At 70.7% G+C, this 22,616-nt stretch carries 17 protein-coding genes and 2 riboswitches; of the genes, 10 read left to right on the forward strand and 7 right to left on the reverse strand.

All coding sequences use genetic code 11. The features are described 5' to 3' along the window. The first annotated feature begins 167 nt into the window (after positions 1–167). Positions 168–2,111 (forward strand): ABC transporter ATP-binding protein, encoded by a 1,944-nt coding sequence (locus RWH44_RS15675; RefSeq protein WP_316005292.1) that lies wholly within the window; start codon positions 168–170, stop codon positions 2,109–2,111. Between the two features lie 473 nt (positions 2,112–2,584). On the opposite strand, the gene RWH44_RS15680 is transcribed toward RWH44_RS15675, so the two are convergent. Genes RWH44_RS15680 through RWH44_RS15705 form a run of 6 tightly spaced genes read right to left on the reverse strand, consistent with a single transcriptional unit; the run spans position 2,585 to position 9,015 of the window. After that, positions 2,585–3,481 (reverse strand): glycosyltransferase family 2 protein, encoded by an 897-nt coding sequence (locus RWH44_RS15680; RefSeq protein WP_316005293.1) that lies wholly within the window; start codon positions 3,479–3,481, stop codon positions 2,585–2,587. Next, a complete protein-coding gene (locus tag RWH44_RS15685; protein ID WP_316005294.1) occupies positions 3,478–4,608 on the reverse strand; it encodes a cysteine desulfurase family protein in 1,131 nt (376 codons plus the stop codon). Before RWH44_RS15685 ends, RWH44_RS15680 begins: the two co-directional genes overlap by 4 nt. Further along, positions 4,605–5,462 carry a carboxylating nicotinate-nucleotide diphosphorylase gene (gene nadC, locus RWH44_RS15690; RefSeq protein ID WP_316005295.1) on the reverse strand — a complete coding sequence of 286 codons (858 nt, stop codon included), beginning with the start codon at positions 5,460–5,462 and terminating at the stop codon, positions 4,605–4,607. Before nadC ends, RWH44_RS15685 begins: the two co-directional genes overlap by 4 nt. Next, positions 5,456–6,949 (reverse strand): L-aspartate oxidase, encoded by a 1,494-nt coding sequence (gene nadB / locus RWH44_RS15695; RefSeq protein ID WP_316005296.1) that lies wholly within the window; start codon positions 6,947–6,949, stop codon positions 5,456–5,458. Before nadB ends, nadC begins: the two co-directional genes overlap by 7 nt. Continuing rightward, the gene (gene nadA, locus RWH44_RS15700; RefSeq protein ID WP_316005297.1) at positions 6,946–8,277 is read right to left on the reverse strand and encodes a quinolinate synthase NadA; all 1,332 of its coding nucleotides are present in this window, start codon (positions 8,275–8,277) and stop codon (positions 6,946–6,948) included. Before nadA ends, nadB begins: the two co-directional genes overlap by 4 nt. 12 nt (positions 8,278–8,289) lie before the next feature. Beyond that, the gene (locus RWH44_RS15705; RefSeq protein ID WP_437127309.1) at positions 8,290–9,015 is read right to left on the reverse strand and encodes an NUDIX hydrolase; all 726 of its coding nucleotides are present in this window, start codon (positions 9,013–9,015) and stop codon (positions 8,290–8,292) included. 229 nt (positions 9,016–9,244) lie between these two features. Here RWH44_RS15705 and RWH44_RS15710 point away from each other — a divergent pair, with 229 nt between their 5' ends. The 8 genes from RWH44_RS15710 to RWH44_RS15745 all read left to right on the forward strand — a co-directional run bounded on the left by RWH44_RS15710 (position 9,245) and on the right by RWH44_RS15745 (position 19,797). Next, positions 9,245–10,420, forward strand: a complete 1,176-nt coding sequence (locus tag RWH44_RS15710) for a MarP family serine protease (protein WP_316005299.1) — start codon at positions 9,245–9,247, stop codon at positions 10,418–10,420. Positions 10,421–10,573: 153 nt separating this feature from the next. Continuing rightward, a complete protein-coding gene (locus tag RWH44_RS15715; RefSeq protein ID WP_298871859.1) occupies positions 10,574–10,870 on the forward strand; it encodes a hypothetical protein in 297 nt (98 codons plus the stop codon). Then, positions 10,867–12,684: an alpha/beta hydrolase gene (locus RWH44_RS15720; RefSeq protein WP_316005300.1), complete on the forward strand. Its 1,818-nt coding sequence runs from the start codon at positions 10,867–10,869 to the stop codon at positions 12,682–12,684. Before RWH44_RS15715 ends, RWH44_RS15720 begins: the two co-directional genes overlap by 4 nt. Then, positions 12,674–13,165, forward strand: a complete 492-nt coding sequence (locus RWH44_RS15725) for a hypothetical protein (RefSeq protein WP_316005301.1) — start codon at positions 12,674–12,676, stop codon at positions 13,163–13,165. The genes RWH44_RS15720 and RWH44_RS15725 overlap by 11 nt, the downstream gene beginning before the upstream one ends. A gap of 60 nt (positions 13,166–13,225) precedes the next feature. After that, a riboswitch (glycine riboswitch) is annotated at positions 13,226–13,320 on the forward strand. Then, a riboswitch (glycine riboswitch) is annotated at positions 13,321–13,429 on the forward strand. It begins immediately after the preceding riboswitch. Positions 13,430–13,477: 48 nt separating this feature from the next. Continuing rightward, the gene (gcvT, locus tag RWH44_RS15730; RefSeq protein ID WP_316005302.1) at positions 13,478–14,641 is read left to right on the forward strand and encodes a glycine cleavage system aminomethyltransferase GcvT; all 1,164 of its coding nucleotides are present in this window, start codon (positions 13,478–13,480) and stop codon (positions 14,639–14,641) included. Continuing rightward, positions 14,638–15,012, forward strand: coding sequence for a glycine cleavage system protein GcvH (gcvH, locus tag RWH44_RS15735; protein ID WP_298871868.1), 375 nt, complete (start codon positions 14,638–14,640; stop codon positions 15,010–15,012). The genes gcvT and gcvH overlap by 4 nt, the downstream gene beginning before the upstream one ends. Then, positions 15,009–17,888 (forward strand): aminomethyl-transferring glycine dehydrogenase, encoded by a 2,880-nt coding sequence (gene gcvP / locus RWH44_RS15740; RefSeq protein WP_316005303.1) that lies wholly within the window; start codon positions 15,009–15,011, stop codon positions 17,886–17,888. Before gcvH ends, gcvP begins: the two co-directional genes overlap by 4 nt. A gap of 136 nt (positions 17,889–18,024) precedes the next feature. Then, positions 18,025–19,797 (forward strand): ABC transporter substrate-binding protein, encoded by a 1,773-nt coding sequence (locus RWH44_RS15745; RefSeq protein WP_316005304.1) that lies wholly within the window; start codon positions 18,025–18,027, stop codon positions 19,795–19,797. A gap of 58 nt (positions 19,798–19,855) precedes the next feature. Here RWH44_RS15745 and RWH44_RS15750 read toward each other — a convergent pair whose 3' ends face one another. After that, positions 19,856–20,731, reverse strand: coding sequence for a CPBP family intramembrane glutamic endopeptidase (locus RWH44_RS15750; RefSeq protein ID WP_298873126.1), 876 nt, complete (start codon positions 20,729–20,731; stop codon positions 19,856–19,858). A 164-nt stretch (positions 20,732–20,895) separates the two neighbouring features. On the opposite strand from RWH44_RS15750, the gene RWH44_RS15755 reads away from it, so the two are divergent. Beyond that, positions 20,896–22,515: a peptide ABC transporter substrate-binding protein gene (locus tag RWH44_RS15755; RefSeq protein ID WP_298871876.1), complete on the forward strand. Its 1,620-nt coding sequence runs from the start codon at positions 20,896–20,898 to the stop codon at positions 22,513–22,515. Positions 22,516–22,616 lie beyond the last annotated feature (101 nt).

Below are 22,616 nucleotides of genomic sequence, written 5' to 3' on the forward strand. Positions count from 1 at the left end.
TCGTGGCGCCACGAGGGCGACTGCGTCGGACACAACGGGCGCGCGGCCCGAGGTATTCCGACATCGAGACAATCGGATCGACGGGGATCCGTCATCGACCCTAGCGAGGGGTTCCGACATCGCCGCTCCGAGTCTCCATGTCGGTGGCCGGACGTAGGCTGGCTCGCATGAGCATGCACGGAGGTGGCGGGAGCATGTTCCGCGGCGTGGATGCCGACATGCAGCGCAAGCGCAACGCCCAGGCGCCGCAGGTGGCGCAGCTCGGGCGCCGCGTCGTCGACTTGTTCCGCCCGTACCGGTGGCGTATCACCCTCACCGCGGTTCTGGTCGTCGTGGGGGCGGCGGTGGCCGTCATCCCTCCGCTGCTCGTGCAGCGGATCTTCGACGACGCGCTGTTCCCCGTCGACGGCTCCGCACCCGACCTCCGACTGCTCGCGACCCTCGTGAGCATCATGATCGGGCTCTTCCTGCTGTCGGCGGGGCTCAACGTCGGCCAGACATGGTTGACCGCGACGGTCGGAAACCGCGTGACGGGTGACCTCCGCACGCGGCTGTTCGATCACCTCCAGGCCATGGAGCTCGGGTTCTTCACGCGTACGAAAACCGGTGTCATCCAGTCGCGTCTGCAGAACGACGTCGGCGGTGTGTCGGGCGTGCTCACCAACACCGTCACGAGCATCCTCGGCAACGCCGTGACGGTGATCGCCTCGTTGGTGGCGATGATCCTCATCGACTGGCGGCTGACGTTGATCGCGGTCGCCCTCATGCCCTTCCTCATCTTCGTGCAGCGTCGCGTGGGGCAGGTACGGGCGCGTATCGCCGGCGAGACGCAGGAGTCGCTGTCGGAGCTGTCGGCGATCACGCAGGAGACGCTGAGCGTCTCCGGCATCCTGCTGTCGAAGTCGTTCAACCGCCAGCGCACCGAGTCCGCGCGCTTCGACGCCGAGAACGACAACCAGGTGCGCCTGCAGGTGCGGCGTGCGATGAGCGGTCAGGGCTTCTTCGCGGTCGTGCAGGTGATCATGTCGAGCGTTCCCGCGGTCATCTACCTCGTCTCGGGCTACCTCATCGGCGGGGGCGCGGGGGCGATCACCGCCGGCACGATCGTCGCCTTCACCACGGTCCAGGCGCGGCTGCTCATGCCGTTGATGGGCCTCATGCGCGTGGCGCTCGACGTGCAGACCTCCTCGGCGCTGTTCGCCCGCATCTTCGAGTACCTCGATCTGCGCCCGGCGATCGTCGACGTCCCCGACGCCCTGCCCGTGTCGGCCGCACCCGGACCGCTCGGGCGCATCGAGTTCCGCGACGTGGAGTTCCGCTATCCGGACGCTCCGGCACAGACCCGCCCCACCCTCGACGGCGTCTCGTTCACCGTCGAGCCCGGCCAGCACGTCGCCTTCGTCGGGCCCTCCGGCGCGGGCAAGACGACCATCCTCTACCTGACGCCGCGCATGTACGAAGCCACCGGCGGCGCGGTCATGTTCTCGGGAGCCGACGTGCGCACGCTCGATCGCGCCTCGATCATCGACGAGATCGGCATCGTCTCTCAGGAGACCTACCTCTTCCACGCCACCGTCCGCGAGAACCTCCGCTACGCGCGCCCCGACGCCACCGACGACGAGATCGAGGCGGCCTGCCGGGCGGCGAACATCCACCACGTCATCGCCGGTTTCGAGGCCGGCTACGACACCGTGGTCGGCGAGCGCGGCTACCGCCTGTCGGGTGGAGAGAAGCAGCGCATCGCGATCGCGCGGGTTCTGCTGAAAGACCCGCCTGTGCTGCTCCTCGACGAGGCGACGAGCGCGCTCGACACGGTGTCGGAGCGCATCGTGCAAGAAGCTCTCGAGACCGCCTCGCACGGCCGCACGACCCTGTCGATCGCCCACCGGCTGTCGACGGTGATCGGCGCCGATCGGATTCACGTGGTGGATGCCGGGCGCATCGTCGAATCCGGCACGCATAGCGAGCTGCTGGCGCGCGGCGGACTCTACGCCAGCCTCGCCGCCGAGCAGTTGGCGGCCTCGTTCGTGCTCGCCGAGGAGCAGTTCGATGAGGCGGGCCTCGCCCGTGCGGCCCTGCCCGCTCGCCGGGCCGACGAGGCACCCGCCTAGCGAGCCACCGGCCCACAGGCCGTCTATGCCGGCGCCGGGATGCCGCAGCCGGGCACAACGGCGGAGGTTCTCGCCGACACGCCGGTCGGTGGTATCTGGTCTCGGCGTGCCGCGCGCTGGACCCGCCGTTGTGCACGTCAGGCCGCGGGGTCGGTCTGGCCGTCGGTGCCGGCGCCGGGATGCCGCAGCCGGGCACAACGGCGGAGGTTCTCGCCGACACGCCGGTCGGTGGCATCCGGCCTCTGCGTGTCGCGCGCTGGACCCGCCGTTGTGCACGGCACGGCGTGGGGTTGGTCTGGCTGTCTGTGCCGGCGCCGGAGTGCCGCAGCCGGGCACAACGGCGGAGGTTCTCGCCGACACGCCGGCCGGTGGCGTCCGGCCTCGGCGTGTCGCCTGCCGGACCCGCCGTTGTGCACGTCAGGTCCCGGCCTCCGCCGCGTCACCACCCCCGCCCGCCGCGGGGCCCGCCCCGCTCAGTCCGGCAGCGACTCCACGAACGCCTCGAGCGCGATGCGGTATGCGGCGTCGGGGTGCGTCTCGGCGATGCGCAGGAGCGGCGGCAGGTCCAGCGTGCGGATCAATCGCCCGCGCTCCGCGACGGCGGCGTCGGCTCCGGCGGCCCGCAGCACGGCGATGCCCTCGCCCAGGGCCTCGAGGTAGTCGCGCAGCACATCGACTTCGCCCAGGCGTTGGGTGATCGAGCCGCCGTCGCGGCGCTGGCGCCACTCGACGACGACGTCGGGGATGACGTCGAACGCCGCCGCGGAGGTGTACATGCGCTGGGCGAGCACCTGGTCCTCGTAGTAGCGGCCCTCGGGGAAGCGGAGCCCCCGCGCTCGCCAGAAGGCGGTGCGGCTGAGCTTGGACCACGCCACGATGTTCCCGGATGCCGCGGGGTGCTGCGCGAGCGTCGTCCCGAATCGCGCGGGGTCGGTGGCGGCCGCAACCCACGGTTGCACCTCTCCGGCGGTGTAGTCGGGGCCATCGGCATCCGGTCGAAGCCGGACGTAGGCGCCGACGACGAAGTCGCTGCCGGTGCGGTCCAGCGTGTCGGCCAGGCGCGTGAGGGCGTCGGGGCGCATCACGTCGTCGGCGTCGAGAAACGCCGTGTACGGGGTGTCGACGAGGGTGAGTCCGGAGTTCCGGGCGGCGCCCAGGCCGCGCTGCTCGTTGTGGCGAAGCAGACGGAAGCGCGGGTCGTCGGCTTCGGCGTCGGCGAAGATGCGGGCCGTCTCATCGGTCGAGGCGTCGTCGACGAGGATCGCCGTCCAGTGCGGGTGCGTCTGCGCGCGCAGGGAGTCGAGAGCCTCCACCGCGTATTCGGCGACGTCGTAGCCGGGGACGATGACGGTGACGGGGGTGGAGCTCACCCGCGCGATCCTACGGCGGTCACGGCCTCCGCGACGGCATCCGCTACACGATCGAGCGATGCCGACAGACCGTGCGGCAGCGTGAACCGCACGGCGGTGCGCGATAGGTCGTGCTCGAGCCCGATCGCGAGCAGGACGTGCGATGCCTCGTCGCTGCCCGCGGCGCACGCGGAGCCGCTGGAGGACACGACCCCCCGACGCTCGAGTTCGAGCAGGACCGTCTCGCCGTTGGTGCCGGGGAAGACGAAGCTCGCGGTGCCCGGCAGGCGATGCGTCGGGTGACCGGTGACCCGGGCGCCGGGTACGAGCGCGAGCACCCGGGCGATGAAGGCGTCGCGGATGGCCGCCACCCGGCTGGCCTCCTCCGCGCGCTCGGTCTCGGCGAGGGCGAGGGCGGTGGCGATCGCGACCGCTCCCGCGACATCGGGCGTCCCCGACCGGCGGCCGCGCTCCTGACCCCCGCCGTGCAGCAGCGGCTCGAACGGCAGCCGCCCACGCACGGCCAGGATGCCGGTGCCCTTCGGCGCGCCGATCTTGTGGCCGGCGACGGTCATGGCATCCGCCCCGAGGCCGGCGAGGGGGAGCCATCCGGCCGCCTGCACGGCATCCAGGTGCAGGGGCACTCCGCGTGCGTGGGCGACGGCGGCGAGGGCGGCGGCGTCCTGCACCGTGCCGATTTCGTTGTTGGCGTACCCCACGCTCACCAGGGCGGTCTCGTCGCGCAGGCTCGCGGCGAGGGCGTCGGGGGAGAGGGTGCCGGTGTCGTCGACCGGTGCGTGGGTCACCGCGACCCCGTGCAGGCGGGTGAGGTAGTCGGCCGACGCGAGCACCGACTCGTGCTCGATCGCCGTCGTGACGAGGTGTTTCCTCCCCGATCCCAGCACCAGGCCCTTGATCGCCGCGTTGTTGGACTCCGTCCCGCCCGAGGTGAAGATCACGTCCCCCGCGCGCACGCCGAGCACGGCGGCCACGCGCGACCGGGCGTCGTCGAGGGCGGATGCCGCCGCCTCGCCCACTTCGTGATGACTCGACGGGTTGCCGAAGTACCGCGTGAAGTACGGGGCCATGGCCTCGAGCACCTCGGGGCGCACGGGGGTCGTGGCGGCGTTGTCGAGGTAGAGGCTCACGCCGTCTCGATGCGGATGTCGAGCCCGAGGTCGAGAGCGGATGCCGAGTGCGTGAGCGCTCCGACCGAGATGACGTCGACGCCGGTCTCGGCGATCGCGCGGACGGTGTCGAGGGTGACGCCGCCCGAGGCCTCGACCTGAGCGGCCCCGGCGATCCGGGCGACGCCCGTGCGCAGGTCGTCGAGCGAGAAGTTGTCGAGCATGATCGTGCCGACACCGGCGGCGAGCACCGCGTCGATCTGCTCGAGACGGTCGACCTCGACCTCGACGTGCGTGGTGTGCGGCAGCCGTGCGATGGCGCTCTCGAGCGCTTGCGTGACCGAGAGGCCGTTCGCGGTGAGCACGGCGAGGTGGTTGTCCTTCGCCATCACGGCATCCGAGAGCGAGAAGCGGTGGTTGTGACCGCCCCCGTCGCGCACCGCCTGCCGTTCGATGGCGCGGAGTCCCGGGGTGGTCTTGCGGGTGTCGACGATGCGCGCGCCGGTGTGGGCGACTTCGGCGACGTAACGGCTGGTGAGGGTCGCGATGCCCGACATGCGCTGCACGAAGTTCAGGCCGATGCGCTCGGCCGTGAGCACCGCGCGTGCCGGGCCGGTCACCACCGCGAGCGTGTCGCCGGGGGAGAAGCGCGCCCCGTCGGCGACGCGCTGCTCGACCGTGATCGAGGGGTCGGTGAGGGTGAAGGCGGCCGCGAAGACCGCCGCTCCGCTGAAGACGCCGTCGACGCGGGCGACGAGCTCGGCGCGCGCCGTGGCGTTCTCGGGGATGAGCGTCTCGCTGGTGAGGTCGCCCCACGGAGCGTCCTCGTCGAGGGCGGCGGAGACGACGCGGTCGATGGCGGCGCGGGTCAGCATGCGAGGACCTCCGGGGATGGGGGGATGGATGCCGAGTCGGCGGCGTCGGAGCGGTGGTGCGCGCCCACGGAGTTCGTGCGCGCGCGGGCGGCATCCACGACGTGGGTGGCGACGAGCAGGAGGTTGTCGTCCTCGATCGAGGGGAGGCGTCCCGCGGCGCGCCAGGCCGCGAGCGTCGCGGCCGCGCGATCCAGTCCCGCGGCGTCGCGGACGAGCCCCGCGTCGTCCCACATCAGGCGCTGCAGCGCAGCGCGCGAGAACGCGGGGGCGTCGCGGTCGACGGCGACGGGCGAAGTCCGGGCGGGCGGCGTCGGCGAGACCGGCCAGGCGCGGTCACGGGCGACGGCGTCACCGGCGCGTGCGCCGAAGACGGCCCCCTCGAGCAGGGAGTTGGATGCCAGGCGGTTGGCGCCGTGCACCCCCGTGCGGGCCGTCTCGCCCACCGCGTACAGTCCCGGCACCGTCGTGCGCCCGTCGAGGTCGGTCACGACGCCTCCCATGAGGTAGTGCGCCGCGGGCGTCACAGGGATGGGGTCGCGGCCCCAGTCGAGGCCGCGCTCGCGCACGGCCGAATCGATCGTGGGGAAGCGCTGCGACAGGCGCTCGCCGCCGAGAGAGGTGGCGTCCAGCCGCACGGGGTGGCCGTCCTGCGCGGCCATGGCGCGCGCGTTCGCGCGGGCCACGACGTCGCGGGGCGCGAGCTCCCCGTCGGGATGGGCGTCGAAGGCGAAGCGGCGCCCGGTGTCGTCGATCAGGACGGCCCCCTCGCCCCGGACGGCCTCGGAGACCAGGAAGGGCGAACCGACAGCGAGGGCGGTGGGGTGGAACTGGACGAATTCGAGGTCGGCGACGGCAGCGCCGGCACGGATCGCGGCGGCGATGCCGTCGCCCGTGGCGCCGAGCGGGTTGGTCGTGTGCGCGTACAGCTGACCGGCCCCGCCCGTGGCGAGGATCACGGCGTCGGCGGCGAGGCGCTCTCCGTCGGCCAGGTCGACGCCCGAGACCCGGCCGCGATCGACGACGAGGTCGCGCAGGAGCGCGTGCTCGCGAACGGGGATGCCGGCGGCGCCGACCGCGTTGCCGAGAGCGGCCTGGATCGCGGCTCCGGTGGCGTCGCCGCCGGCGTGCAGCACGCGTGCGACGGCGTGGGCCGCTTCGAGGCCGCGCGAGAAGTCGCCGTCGGCGTTCCGATCGAACGCGACGCCGCGCGTGACGAGCTCGGCGATGCGCGCGGGGCCTTCGCCGACGAGCACGTCCACGGCATCCGGATCGTTCAAGCCGGCGCCGGCGGTGAGGGTGTCGGCCGCGTGCGAGGCGACGGTGTCACCCGGGGCGGTCACGGCCGCGATGCCTCCCTGCGCCCAGCGCGTGTTGGTGTCGACCAGGGCGCCCTTGGTGACGATCGTGACGCGGCATCCGGCTTCGTGCGCGTGCAGTGCCGCCGTGAGACCGGCGATGCCGCTGCCCACCACGACGACGGTGGTCATTTCACGGCGCCGTTCGGCTTGGCCGCGAGCATGCGCTCGAGGGCCACGGTCGCGGGGGCGGCGACGTCGGCGGGGACGGTGATGCGGTTGACGACCTCTCCCGCGACGAGCGACTCGAGGACCCACGCGAGGTAGCCCGGGTGGATGCGGTACATCGTCGAGCAGGGGCACACCACCGGGTCGAGGCAGAAGATCTCGTGCTGCGGGTACTGCGCGGCCAGGCGCTGCACGAGGTTGATCTCGGTGCCGATCGCGAAGGTCGTGGGCTCCGTCGCCGCGGCGATCGCCTTGCGGATGATGTCGGTCGACCCGGCCTCGTCGGCGGCATCCACCACGTCCATCGGGCACTCGGGGTGCACGATCACGCGCGCACCGGGGTGCTCGGCACGGGCCTTGTCGATCTGGTCGACGGTGAAGCGACGGTGCACGGAGCAGAAGCCGTGCCACAGGATGACGCGGCTGTCGGCGATCTGCGCCTGCGACGACCCGCCGAGCGGCTTGCGGGGGTTCCACATGGGCATCTGCTCCAGCGGCACCCCCATCGCCTTCGCGGTGTTGCGGCCGAGGTGCTGGTCGGGGAAGAACAGCACGCGGCGCCCGCGGGCGAAGGCCCACTCGAGCACGGTCCGCGCGTTCGAGGAGGTGCAGACGATACCGCCGTGGCGCCCGACGAAGCCCTTGATGGCGGCCGAGGAGTTCATATAGGTCACCGGGATGACGGGGACCAGGCCCTCGGCATCCGGGGTCTCGAGGTCGCCCAGCACTTCTTCGAGCTGCTCCCAGCACTCCTCGACCTGGTCGATGTCGGCCATGTCGGCCATCGAGCACCCGGCGGCGAGGTTCGGCAGGATCACGGCCTGGTCGGGGCGTGAAAGCAGGTCGGCCGTCTCGGCCATGAAGTGCACGCCGCAGAAGACGATCGCTTCGGCTTCGGGGCGGTCCTTCGCGGCGTTGGCGAGCTGGAACGAGTCACCCACGTAGTCGGCGTGGCGCACGACCTCCTCGCGCTGGTAGAAGTGCCCGAGCACGACCACTCGGTCGCCGAGAACGGCCTTCGCCGTGCGGATGCGCTCGTCGAGCTCGTCATCGGAGGCGTCGCGGTATTCCTGGGGCAGCTCGCCCTGCCGCGGAGCGCCGGTGGGGATCACGTCGCCCATCGACGAGCCCGGACCGTACCCGGGCCGCGTGTCGAAGTCCCACGGTCCCACGGCGAGGTCCGTGGTGCAGGTGGCGTCGGTCGACGCGCCCGTGACGATCGCCTGGATGACGTGGTCGACGCTCGGGTCGATCGCGGGGCGGGGCTGCAGGGTGAGGGGTGTGGCGGACATGGGCGTTTCCGATCAGTGACGGGACGGGAGCGGGCCGCGGTCGGCGAGCTCCACGTCGCGGTTGTAGCGGTAGAGGCGGGCGGGACGATGGCTGCCGGTGCGGAAGCGGTCGGTGGGGATGAGCGTGTCGGACGTGTCGACCTGGCGGCGGAAGTTCGCCGGGTCGAGGCGCTTGCCGAGGATGGTCTCGGTGACCTCGCGCAGATCGGCGAGGGTGAACTCGTCGGGCAGCAGCCCGTGCGCGATGCGGCTGTACCCGACCTTGTTGCGCAGGCGCCAGAGCGTGTACTCGACGATGTCGTTGTGGTCGAAGGCGAGGGGCGGCAGATCGGTCGCGTCGAACCACTCGACGTTCTCGGGCGCATCGCCCTCCCGGGCGTGCGCGGCGACCTGCGCGTCGACCTCGTCGGAGCGCAGCAGCGCCCAGTACACGATCGACACGACGCGCGTGGGGGAGCGGTCCACGGCCCCGAACGCGTAGAGCTGCTCGAGATAGCTGGGGGTGAGGCCGGTCGTCTCGGCGAGCGTCCGGGATGCCGCGGTGTCGAGCTCCTCGGTCGCGTCCAGCCATCCGCCGGGCAGCGCCCACCGCCCGTCGAAAGGGTCTCGGGTGCGGCGCACGAGGGGGAGCGAGAGCACCGCCTCGTCGTCGGCGTCCCTGCGCACGCTGAAGATGACGGTCGACACCGCGACGCGCACGTCGGCGTCGCGGGACTCGGGCTGCGGGGTTCGTGTCATGTTGACCATATCTCCGGGATCGATCTTAGTGTCATTCCGACCCGAAGGGCGAATCCGTCGATATCCGCGCGATAAACACCGATTCTCGCGAGACACCGCGGGACACCGCGTGTCTCGTCAGGGACGGCGTTTCTCGAGAGCAGGGGCGGGACCGACCGGCGGCCCGCCGCGCGTCGGAAGCGTTCTCCCAGACGCGCCGCCTAGCCTCGAAGAGGACTCAGGAGGTCGGATGCCGATCATCGACATCGTTCTGATCGCCCTTCTGGCGATCGCTCTCATCGTGGGCCTGTCGCGCGGATTCCTCGCCACGATCGGCTTCTTCGCCGGACTCGCCGTGGGCGCCGTCGCCGCGTACTGGGTGACGCCGTTCGTCGGGCAGTGGGTCACCGCCCCGGCGTGGCGCGGGCCCGCGATGATCCTCACCGGTGTCGTGCTGCTCATGATCGGCTCGGGTCTCGGCAGTGCCGTCGGTGGGTTCTTCCGCCGCGGTGCCGACCGCATCCGCCTGCGCGTGCCGGAGCGGCTGCTCGGCGGCGTCGTCAACGTCGCCGCCGCGGCGCTCACGATCTCGTTCGTCGCCGGATCCCTCACCCCCGTCGGACTCCCGGTCGTGTCGGCCGCCCTCGGCTCCTCCGCGGTCGTGCGGACGATCGACGACCTCACCCCGCCCCCCGTGCGCGGCGCGCTCGCCGACCTGCGCGGAACGGTCTTCGCCGGCGGCATCCCGAGCTTCGGCTCGCTCATCCAGATCGGTCCCGTGCCCAGCACGCCGGCGATCGCCCTCGACGACCCGGCCCTGACCCAGGCGGCGCAATCGGTGGCCCGCATCTCGGGCACCGCATACGCGTGCGGAATCACCTCGAGCGGATCGGGCTTCGTCGTCGCCGACGACCGCATCGTCACCAACGCGCACGTCGTCGCGGGCGTCGACGCCCCGCTCGTCGAACTCCCGGGCCAGCCCGCGCGGGAGGGTCGCGTAACCTACTTCGACCCGATCGACGACATCGCCGTGGTGTCCGTCGACGGATTGGATGCCGCCGCCCTGCCGATCGTGCCGACCCTCGCCGTGGGATCGGCTGCCGTCGTGCAGGGGTACCCGGGCGGCGGTCCGTTCACGTCGGGCGGCGCGCAGATCCTCTCGGAGGGCACCGTCCCCGTCCCCGACATCTACGACGGCTCCTCCACACCCCGGGACATCTACGCGATCGCCGGTGTCGTGCGGCCCGGCAACTCCGGCGGTCCGCTGCTGACGACGACGGGAGAGGTCGCGGGGATCGTCTTCGCCCGCTCCGACACCGACGACAACGTCGGCTACGCCATGACTCCCGCGGAGCTCCTGCCCGTCATGGCGCAGATCGACTCCCTGTCGACGCCCGTGGCATCCGGGAGCTGCACGCGCGGCTGACGCGCGACGACGGCAACTGCGTCGGCCGCACGCCGGCGGCTCGCGGCGTTCAGGCCGCCGGATCGGTGAGGTTCGCGAGGGCACGCGCCCGCGCGGGTGAAGTTGTCCACAGGGTGACCGGGCGGAGCGCTCCGGCTCCCTACGATCGCTGCCATGCCGCTCATCTCCGTCTCCGTCGACGAGATGCGGCGAGCCGCGACGAAGGTCAAAGAGGTCTCCGCGGGGCTGAGCCCGCTCCCGCTGGTGAGCATCGCGGACCAGCCCGATCTCTCGCTCGCCGTGGCCGAGTTCGTCGCCTGCATGAACGACTGCCGCTCGGAACGGGAGCGCGAGCTCGACGCGTTGTCGGCGGGGCTGCGCGAGGTCGCCGACCTCTTCGAGAGCCACGAGAGCGGCGCCCTCGACGAGATCCGCGCTCTCGGTTCCTCGCTCGATTGGAGCATCCGGTGAGAGCGGAACTCGGACAGTCCCGCGACCCCGTCCGCCTGATCCCCGGAGACCTCGCCGGCCTGCACCGCACGATCGCCCTCTGGCGCTCCCGAGCCGCCGACGCGGAGGAGTCCGGGGCCGCACTGCGTCAGCTGCGCGCCGTGCCGGAGTGGGCCGGAGAAGCCGCCGACGCCTACGAGCGGCGCGTCACGGCCGCCGCTTCGCCGTGGGATGCCATGGCCTCTGCGTTCCGCGCGGGGCTGCTCGCCCTGGAGGAGTACGCCGCCGCGCTCGAGGCCGCGCGGGCGCGAGCGGGCGACGCGGTCGACCTGTGGGACCTCGCCGAGGCGATGGACGCCGCACCGGCGCCGGCGACGCCCGGGTTCCCCGCCGCAGACCGGCAGCCGCTGCGCAGCCTCGAACCCCGGGCTGAGGCCCGCGCGATCCTCGACGATGCGCGCAGGGCGCTCGACCGGGCGGCGCAGACGGCGGCCACGGCTCTGAGACGAGCCCTTGCCCTGCCCGGCTTGCAGGCGGAGGAGTGGCTGGCCCTCCTCGCCGACACCGCCTCGGCCTCGCAGATCCTCGACGCGCTCGCGGGCGCCGACGGCCCCAGCCTCCGGGCCGTTCTGCGGGCGAAACCCGCCCTCGCCGACGTCCTGGCGCAGGCCGAACCCGCCGCGGTCGCCCCCTGGTGGGCCGCCCTGTCGGCAGCGCAGCAGAACGCTCTCATCTCCGCCGCGCCCGCGGTCATCGGCAACCTCGGCGGCGTGGCCTACGCCGCTCGTGATCGAGCGAACCGTCTCTGGCTCGACGCGCAGCTGGAGGAGGCGCGCGCGGCGTTGGCGGATGCGTTAAAAACGGAGGCGCCTTCGTACGGTTCGCGGGTCAATGCGGTCATTGGCGCGGCGAATTCGGCGCAGCGACTGGAGGCGGCCCGGACGCGGGTGGAAGGGCTGGAGAATATTGCGTCGACACTCGCGGAAACCGCCATGGGCTTTCCGAGGCAACTGGTTTCGCTGACTTCCGACGCGCCCCCGCTTGCGTCGATCTCGTTAGGCGACCTCGACGCAGCTGAGAACATCACCTTCACGGTGCCGGGAATGGGAACGACAACCGAGCACATCAACGACTGGGTACGCGTGACGCAGAATTTGGTGACGATGCAAGACCAGCTAGATCCAGCACGATCCCACGCGACGGTGGCGTGGGTCGGATATCAGACGCCGCCTGTGCCAACGGGCGCCGGTGAGTTAGATGTCCTTGGTTCCAATCTCGCCAGACAAGGTGGGGAGAAACTAGCCGCCGAAATTCGGGGTCTTGAGTGCTCGCGCCCCGGTGCGGACATCAACGTTGTGGCCCACTCATATGGGACGACCACCGCATCATTTGCTCTCGCTCAGAATGACGTTCACGTTCAAGCCTTCGTCACTTTGGGATCGGCCGGGTTGCCGGCGGAAATCGGTGAGGCGGCTGACCTGCAGGCACAGGAGGTTTATGCCGGGCAGGCGCAGGACGTGCTGGCCATCGACCCCGCTGGCGGTGACCCGTGGGCATGGTTGGGTCGAACGTCCCCCACCCATCCCGTCAACCCAATCGCGCCGGGCTTCGGTGCTCATGCATTCAGTGTCGCTGGCGGCGGCGAGTTGCTGCCTGTAGCCCATCATGAGATCAGTACTCCTCAGGGCACGGGCTATCTAGACCCCCGAACGGAATCATTGCGCAATGTCGCGGCCGCGACCGCGGGGCTGCCTCAAATGGTGACGGATTACGTTTCCCCGGCACCAACGCCGTTCCAGCAGGCGCTGATCGAAGGGATGGCCCATGGTGGGTAAAATCAAATGGATGGGCCGCTGGGTGATCGGCGCGGCCGCAATGCTGGGGCTGACGTTGGCGTTGGCCTCCTGCGCGTCGCCAGCTGACGTCAGTCCGCAGTCGGCTCGTGAGAAACTCACGTCGACAATCGAGGAAAGCGCGGCCATCCTCGGTGAGTTGGATTGGGCGGAGGTGGCCCCGGCGGACGGGGGACATTGCGGCGACCAGCCCGGCGAACGTGTCGACTACAACTACTGGTACAACGCGCCCCCGCAGCCTCAACGAGATCATGAGGCGGACGCCAGAAAAATGGCGGACCATTGGACAGCGCTCGGAATGGACGTCCGCATCGTCGAGAGCCCTTCGCATGTGGTGTACGCCACGGGAGGCCCTGTCGCGGGGTTGTCCTTCTCGACGGCGCCGGGTAACTACTACATCGCCGGCACCTCCCTCTGCGTCCCCGGCGACGCGGACGAGATCCGCAAACAGGACAACGGCTGAACATCTCACGAGGCCGACCGAAGCTCCGCTAGGCTGACCCCACAAGTCCACACCGGCCCCATGATCGATGCGGGAGAGCTCCGGCGAACGCAGCCGGGCACCGAAGGAGCAAGCCTCCCCGCCAATCTCTCAGGTACGCGTACCGCGTCGATCGGGCCACTCTGGAAAGTGATCCGGGTGCACCGCGCCGGATCCGCCGACGGTGAAAGCTGCGCGTCCGCAACGCGGCAGTGAAACTCTCAGGCCCATGACAGAGGGGGAGTTCTCCAGGCGCCGACCGGCGTCTGTCCGTCATCGCGAACGGCAGAACTCATGACCGAAACCCCCGCTCCACCGCGCACGTCGCCGCTGCACGATCGGCACGAGGCCCTCGGTGCCTTGTTCACCGACTTCGGCGGCTGGAACATGCCCGTGCGCTACACCTCCGACCTCGCCGAGCACCACGCGGTGCGCGAGGCCGCGGGACTGTTCGACATCTCGCACATGGCCGAGTTCCGCGTCGAGGGTGCCCGCGCCGCGGCCTTCCTCGACTTCGTGCTCGCCGGACGCCTGTCGACCATGAAGATCGGCAAGGCGAAATACTCGCTCGTGCTCGCCGAAAGCGGCGGCATCGTCGACGATGTCATCGTCTACCGCACGGGGGACGAAAGCTTCCTCGTCATCTCGAACGCCGGAAATCGGGATGCCGTGGCGGCGGCGTTCGACCTGGCTCAGCGCACGTGGGTCCCCGCGTCGGCCGAGGTCCCTGAGCCTGACGAAGGGACCGGAACACTCACGGTCACCGACGACACCGACCAGTACGCCCTCATCGCCCTCCAGGGACCCGAGGCCCGCGGCATCCTGAGCTCCACCTCGGGTGTCGAGATCACCGGCACCGCCCTCGATGAGCTCGGCTACTACGCCTGGACCGAGGGGACCTTCCAGGGGGCGCCGCTGTTCGTCGCCCGCACGGGTTACACCGGCGAGGACGGGTACGAACTGATGATCCCGACCGCGCAGGCCGGCTCGCTGTGGGACGCCGCGCTCGCCGCGGGTTCCGACCGAGGACTCGTCCCGTGCGGACTCGCCGCGCGCGACACGCTGCGCCTCGAGGCCGGGATGCCGCTGTACGGCCACGAGCTCTCTCGCGACATCGTGCCCGCCCAAGCCGGTCTCGGTCGCGTGGTGGCCGTCGACAAGACGGCGTTCGTCGGCAAGGACGGCCTCTCGTCGGGTCCCGCAGACGCCCCCGTGCTCGTCGGCCTCGTCTCGGCGGGCCGCCGTGCCGGTCGAGCCGGATACGCCGTGCTGCACGGTGACGAGGTCGTCGGCGAGATCACCAGCGGCGCCCTCAGCCCCACCCTCGGCCACCCCGTCGCGATGGCGTTCGTCGCGCCCGCGGCATCCGGACTCGGAACCGAACTGACCATCGACGTGCGCGGAACCCGCATCCCCGCGACCGTCACCGCCCTTCCCTTCTATCGGAGAAACGCATGACCGACCTCACCGCCCTCAGCTACACGTCCGAGCACGAGTGGATCTCGATCGACGGTGACGTCGCCACCGTCGGCATCACCGATTTCGCCGCCGACAAGCTCGGCGACGTCGTCTTCGTCGAGCTGCCCGGCGCGGACTCGTCGGTCTCGGCCGGCGACGTCTGCGGCGAGATCGAGTCGACCAAATCGGTCGGCGAGCTCTACGCGCCCCTCACCGGCACCGTCGTCGAGGTCAACGACGCCGTGGTCGACGACCCCTCGCTCGTGAACGCCGAGCCGTTCGCCGGCGGCTGGCTCATCAAGATCCGCGTCGAGGGCGACCTTCCGGCCGACCTGCTCGACCGCGCCGCCTACGAGGACCTCACCGCATGAGCACCCTTCTCCCTTCCCGCACGCAGGCCGCGTCGCCGGCCGCGTTCACCGATCGTCACATCGGCATCGGTCCCGACGCTCAGGCGCACATGCTCGACGTCGTCGGCTACGACAGCGTCGAGGCGCTCGTCGAGACCGCCGTTCCGGCATCCATTCACGTGCAGCCGCGCGCGTCGAGCGAGATCCCGGTCGCTGCGACCGAGGCCGAGGCGCTGGCCGAGCTGCGCGAGCTGGCCACGGCCAACCGCAGCGCGCGGCCCATGATCGGCCTGGGCTACTACGACACGCTCACGCCGTCGGTGATCTCGCGCAACGTGCTCGAGAACCCCTCGTGGTACACCGCCTACACGCCGTACCAGCCCGAGATCTCGCAGGGTCGGCTCGAGGCACTGATCAACTTCCAGACGATGGTCACCGATCTCACCGGCCTCGCCACCGCCAATGCGTCGATGCTCGACGAGTCCACCGCGGTCGTCGAGGGCATGCTCGTCGCCCGTCGTGCGTCGAAGGCGAAGACCGACGTCTTCCTCGTCGACGTCGACGCGCTGCCCCAGACCAAGGCGTTGCTGCACCACCGCGCCGCGGCGGTCGGCATCCGCATCGTCGAGACCGCCTTCGAGGGCGAGCTGCCCGAAGCATTCGGCGCTTTCGTGCAGTACCCCGGCGCGACCGGACGCATCTGGGACTTCTCGGCCGTCGCGGACGCCGTTCACGCCCACGGCGGTCTCGTCGTCGCCGCGGCCGACCTCCTCGCGCTGACGCTGCTGCGGTCGCCGGGTGCTCTCGGCGCCGATGTGGCCGTGGGCACGACGCAGCGCTTCGGCGTCCCCCTCGGCTTCGGTGGACCCCACGCCGGCTACATGGCCGTGCGGGCGGGACTCGAGCGTCAGCTGCCCGGTCGCCTCGTGGGCGTGTCGCAGGATGCCGTCGGCGCCCCCGCCTACCGCCTATCGCTGCAGACGCGCGAACAGCACATCCGCCGCGAGAAGGCCACGTCGAACATCTGCACCGCCCAGGTGCTGCTGGCCGTCATGGCCGCGATGTACGCGGTCTACCACGGGCCCGACGGGCTCCGCGCGATCGCGACGCGGGTCGCGCAGAAGGCCGATGCCCTGGCATCCGCTCTGCGCTCCTCCGAGCTGAACCTCGCAAGCGACGCGTTCTTCGACACCGTGCGCGTGCACGTGCCCGGTCGCGCGCAGGACGTCGTCGACCGCGCCCGCGATCGCGGGTACCAGCTGCTGTGGGTCGACGACGCGACCGTGGGCGTCTCGGTCGACGAGACGACGACGGATGCCGACCTCCTCGCCGTGCTCGAGGCGTTCGGTCTCGCGAGCGAGGACCTGCCCGCCGGGGAGGCGCTGCGCGGTATCGACGACGCGCTGCACCGCGACGACGAGTACCTCACGCACCCCGTCTTCCACGCGCACCGCAGCGAGACGGCGATGATGCGGTACCTCAAGTCGCTCGCCGACCGCGACTACGCGCTCGATCGCGGCATGATCCCGCTGGGCTCGTGCACGATGAAGCTCAACGCGGCGACCGAGATGGCGGCGGTGTCGTGGCCGGAGTTCTCGCGCGTGCACCCGTTCGCCCCCGAGGCCGACGTGCGCGGCTACCTCGAGATGATCGAACAGCTCGAGCGCTGGCTCGCCGAGGTCACCGGGTACGACGCGGTGTCGCTGCAGCCAAACGCCGGCTCGCAGGGCGAGCTCGCGGGCCTGCTCGCGATCCGCGGCTACCACCTCGCCAACGGCGACGCCGAGCGCACGGTGTGCCTCATTCCGTCGTCGGCGCACGGCACGAACGCCGCCTCCGCGATCCTCGCGGGTATGAAGGTCGTCGTCGTCGCGTGCGACGAAGCCGGCAACGTCGACCTCGGCGACCTGCGCGCGAAGATCGCGCAGCACGCCGCGGAGCTGTCGGCGCTGATGATCACCTACCCCTCGACCCACGGGGTGTACGAGCACGACGTGCTCGAGATCACGCAGGCCGTGCACGACGCCGGCGGACAGGTGTACGTCGACGGCGCCAACCTCAACGCCCTGCTCGGCTTCGCCCGCTTCGGCGACCTCGGCGGCGACGTGTCGCACCTCAACCTGCACAAGACGTTCGCCATCCCGCACGGCGGGGGAGGCCCGGGCGTCGGACCGGTCGCGGCCAAGGCGCATCTCGCGCCGTTCCTGCCGTCGCACCCGTTCTCGCAGCGCGCCGAGCACGCGGGCGGCGTCTTCGACGGCGGCCCGGTGTCGGCCGCCCCGCACGGCTCCGCCGGCATCCTGCCGATCTCGTGGGCGTACGTGCGCATGATGGGCGCCGAGGGACTGCGTCAGGCCACGGCCGCCGCCGTGCTGTCGGCGAACTACATCGCGGCGCGCCTGCGCGAGCACTACCCGGTGCTCTACGCCGGTGAGGGCGGCCTGGTGGCGCACGAGTGCATCCTCGACCTGCGTCCGCTCAAGGAGCAGACCGGAGTCACCGTCGACGACGTGGCCAAGCGTCTGATCGACTACGGCTTCCACGCGCCGACGATGTCGTTCCCGGTCGCGGGCACGCTCATGGTCGAGCCGACCGAGAGCGAGGATCTCGTCGAGCTCGACCGGTTCGTGGATGCCATGATCGCGATCAAGCACGAGGCCCTCGCGGTCGCCGCGGGGGAGTGGCCCGCCGACGACAACCCGCTCGTGAACGCCCCGCACACCGCCGAGACGGTGGTCGTGGGGGAGTGGGAGCACCCGTACTCGCGCGAGACCGCGGTGTACCCGGTGCGCTCGCTCGTCCGCGGCAAGTACTGGCCCCCGGTGCGCCGCATCGACCAGGCGTACGGCGACCGCAACCTGGTGTGCTCGTGCCCTCCGCCGGAGGCCTTCGCCTGACACCTCGCGACGCCCCCGGTGGGTCCGGCATGCGGATCCGCCGGGGGCGTCGCGCCGTCATGGCGCGGGATGCCGAGGGGGCGAGCGCGTCGTGCGGCCCGGGGATCCCACAGGAGGCGTTTAGTAAAGTGCCCCTGTGCACCACGGGCTGAACGACGTTCCTCGACCGACTCGGCGACGACCCGCAGCATCTCGCCCCGCAGCGCCGCGGCGCGGCGCGGGGCGCCTGCTCGCCCTCCTCGCGGCCGCGGGCGTCGTGCTGGCCGGCTGCTCCGCTCCCGAGCCCGCCCCGGCTCCCGTCGAACAGGCGCCCACGAGCCTCACGCTCGGTGTCGTCGGCTCGCTCACGAGCTTCAACGCGGCGAGTTCGACCGGCGACACGGCGGCCAACCGCGCGCTCTCCGCTCTCCTGGACGAACGGCTCGGTTCTCTCGACGGCGACCTGCAGGTGGTGCCCAACGACGGCCTCGGTCGCATCACCCGCGTGCAGGGCGACCCGCTCAAGGTGAGCTACGAGCTCTTCTCCGACCGCGTGTGGTCGGACGGGACCCCGGTCACCCTCGACGACCTGCTCTTCGGGTGGGCCGTCACCTCGCACTACTTCGACGACGCCGCGTACGACGCGAACGGGCAGGTCGTCTCGGGTACGCGGTACTTCGACACGGCCGCGCCGGCGGACCCGAACGCGCGCACCACCCGTCCGAGCATCAACCGCTCCGACGACACTCTGACCCTCACGTACGAGCAGCCGTTCGCCGACTGGAACCGTCAGTGGCTGCTCGACCGGCCCGTCCACGTCGTCGCGCAGCGCGCGGGCGTCAGCGTGAAGGATCTGCTCACCGCGATCCTGACCACCCCCGCCGGCGATCCGGAGCAGCCGCGCACGCCGAATCCCGTGCTGCTCGCCGCGGCGCAGACCTGGAACACCGGGTTCGACATCGCCCCCGGCTCCACCCCCGATCCCGCGAGCGTGGTGTCGGCAGGGCCCTGGACCGTGACCGAGATCACCGCCGACACGGTCGAGCTCGCGCGCCGCGATTCGTACCAGGGTGCGCACTTCCCGGGTCTCGAGCAGCTGACCGTGCGCTTCTTCGCCGACCGCGCAGCCCAGCTGTCCGCCGTGGAGGCGGGCCAGGTCGACGTGGCCAACGTCGGCGACATCGACGTGGCGGAGAACAAGACCCTGACGGATGCCGGTTATCAGGTGCAGGTCGGCCCGACCACCCAGACGCTGCACCTGCGTTTCGCCGAGGGGACGGCATCCGATCTCCGACAGGCCATGACGCTGGCGATCGACCGCTCGTCCCTCGTGCAGGACGTCCTGGGCGCGGTGCGCCCGGATGCGCAGCCGTTGCAATCCTTCCTGTCGTCGCCCGCGGCGGGTTCGCTGTACGCCGACCTCGTGTCCGGCAACGGCGCCCCCGGCACCGGAAGCGACGTCGACGGGGCGCGCAGCGCCCTGGGCGACCGAGCAGCGGTGCTCCGGGTGGCCTACGACACCACCGACGACGTCTCCGCGCAGGTCTTCCCCCGGTTGGTGTCGATGGGAGCCCGTGCCGGAATCGCCGTCCGTCTCGCGACCACGCCGGAAGAGGCGGATGCCACTCTGGCCTGGGTGGGCGAGGACGAGAGCCTCTACCGTTCGGCGCGCGACCGCATCGCCGAGGGGATCGAGGGGGCGAACACGAACGAGCTCTTCGACGAGCTGACCGTCCACACCGATCCGGTCGACGTGCTGGCCGAGGCGAAGGAGATCGACCGGTCGCTGTTCGCCGCCTACGCGGGGGTGCCGCTGCTCGAGCGCACGGGCGCGGTCGTGACCGCCGAGGGCGTCGGGGGAGTGGCCTACACCTCCGAGCCCGATGGAGTGCCCCCGGCGTTCTGGACCTGGTCCCCGCCCCAGCGCTGACGTCGGAGCCCGGATGCCGTCCGCCGACGGTGCGCGACCGACCTTCCGCCGCGGCGCCTCAGGCCGTCGGCGACGGCGTCGCCGTGGGCGTCGGGGTGGACGCGGGCGGGGCGAAGATCCCCGGCCACCAGGCTGCAGCCAGCGGATACCCGACGAAGGCGACGATGTCGATCACCGTGTGCGCCACGACGAGGGGCATGACCCGGCCCCAGCGCTTGTAGCACCACCCGAACACGAGACCCATCACCACGTTGCCGAGCGCGGACGGCCAGCCCTGATAGAGGTGGTAGCTGCCGCGCAGCAGCGCGGTCGAGACGATGATCCCCGTCCACGACCACCCGAGCCGGCGGAGACGGTCGAAGAGATAGCCGAGGAAGATGACCTCCTCCGTCAAGCCGGCCCGCAGGGCCGCCAGCACGAGCAGGGCGACGACCCACCACGAGGAGTCCAGCGGGGCCGGGACCACCGCGATGCTCTGACCGATCGCACGGCCGATCGCATACACGCCGATGCCGGGAGCGCCGATGAGCGCGACCAGCAGCAGCCCGCGCGCGAGGTCGGAACCGAAGCGCCGGAAGTCCAAGCCGATCCGGCGCAGGGCGTTGTTCGCCGGTTCCCACAGCAGATAGAGCGCGAGCGCGACCAGAGCGAGCGAGAAGAAGATGTCGAGGAACTGGTAGATCGCGTCCCACAGCGGTTCGGCGCTGCGCGAAGGGTTCAGCTGCGTCTGCTGCTGCGAGATCGGCGCCCGGGTCGCCGCCCTCACGAACGACACCACCGAATAGATCGCGGACTGGCCCACGCTGACCAAGAGCACCAGAACGATCTCCCAGGCCAGACGCGTCCGCCGGTAGCGGTCTGAGGCCGCCAAAGTCGGAGGATATGTCCAGTCCGCGGGGCCCCTGGAGCGCGACGACTTGTCAAATTGCCACATCATGGGCCTCTCGAGTAAATCCTCTGTAACGTTTATCGAAGAAGTTTGGGGCACCTGGGTAAACGTGCCTAATGTGTTCTCATCCTGCCCGAACGGATTTCCCCGCATCTTGTGCTGCGTGAAAACCCTGCCCGGGCGACGATCATCCCTTCCCTGGAGGAACTGTGAAGCGCAACAAGATTGCCCTGTCCAGTCTCGCCCTGCTGGGAGCTGTCGGGCTCATGCTCGCCGGCTGCTCGGGCGGAGACAACGGCGGCAGCGGCTCGGCATCGGGCGGCGACGCCTCGGCCATCATCCGGACGAACGGCTCCGAGCCGCAGAACCCGCTGATCCCGACCAACACCAACGAGGTCGGCGGCGGAAAGATCCTCGACTCGATCTTCGCCGGTCTGGTCTACTACGACGCCGACGGCGCTCCGGTGAACGACATGGCCGAGTCCATCGTCACCAACGACGCGCAGAACCTCACCGTGACCCTGAAGAAGGGTCAGAAGTTCACCGACGGCACCGAGGTCAAGGCCGACAACTTCATCAAGGCGTGGAACTACGGCGCGCTGCTGTCGAACAACCAGCTCAACAGCTACTTCTTCGAGGACATCGTCGGCTTCAGCTACGACGAGGACTCGGAGCTGACGGGTCTGCAGAAGGTCGACGACTACACCTTCACGATCGCGCTGTCCAAGCCCGCGGCCGACTTCGCGCTGCGCCTGGGCTACTCGGCGTTCTTCCCGCTGCCGGACTCCGCGTTCGACGACATGACCGCGTTCGGTGAGAACCCGGTCGGCAACGGCCCCTACAAGCTCGCCAGCGACGGCGCGTGGCAGCACAACGTGCAGATCGACCTTGTCAAGAACGACGACTACCAGGGTGGCCGCACGGTCGCGAACGGCGGCCTCACGGTCGTCTTCTACGCGTCGCAGGATGCCGCCTACGCCGACCTCCTCGGCGGCAACGTCGACGTGATCGACGCCATCCCGTCCGCGTCGCAGGCCACCTTCGAGTCCGACCTGGGCGACCGTGCGGTCAACCAGCCGGCTGCGGTGTTCCAGTCCTTCACCATCCCGGAGCGCCTCGCGCACTTCAGCGGCGAAGAGGGCAAGCTGCGTCGTCAGGCGCTGTCGATGGCCATCAACCGCGAAGAGATCACCAGCACGATCTTCCAGGGCACCCGCACCCCGGCCAGCGACTTCACCTCGCCGGTCATCGACGGCTGGTCCGACTCGCTCGCCGGCGCCGACGTGCTGAAGTACGACGAGGCCAAGGCGAAGGAGCTGTGGGCCCAGGCCGACGCCATCTCGCCGTGGACCGGTACCTTCCAGATCGCGTACAACGCCGACGGTGGACACCAGACCTGGGTCGACGCGGTGACCAACTCGATCAAGAACACCCTCGGCATCGACGCGTCGGGCGCTCCCTACCCGACGTTCAAGGAAGCCCGTTCGGCCATCACCGACCGCAGCATCCAGACCGCCTTCCGCACCGGTTGGCAGGCCGACTACCCCGGTCTGTACAACTTCCTCGGACCGCTCTACGCGACCGACGCCTCGTCGAACGACGGTGACTACTCGAACCCCGAGTTCGACAGCCTGCTCTCCGCCGGCATCGCCGAGACCGAGGTCGACGCGCAGAACGCCGACTTCCAGAAGGCTCAGGAGATCCTGCTCCAGGACCTGCCCGCCATCCCGCTCTGGTACTCCAACGTCACCGGCGGTTTCGCCGACGGCGTGAACAACGTCAAGTTCGGGTGGAACTCGGTTCCGCTGTACTACGAGATCACGAAGTAACCCTTCCGATCTCTGGCCGCGAGGCGGTGACGGATTCGTCACCGCCTCGCGGTCTGCCAGCCAGGCCTCATCACGACGTGTGGTAGAACGGCACGGGCTCT

Origin of the sequence: Microbacterium phycohabitans (genome assembly GCF_032464935.1) — a bacterium.
Classification (GTDB): domain Bacteria; phylum Actinomycetota; class Actinomycetes; order Actinomycetales; family Microbacteriaceae; genus Microbacterium; species Microbacterium phycohabitans.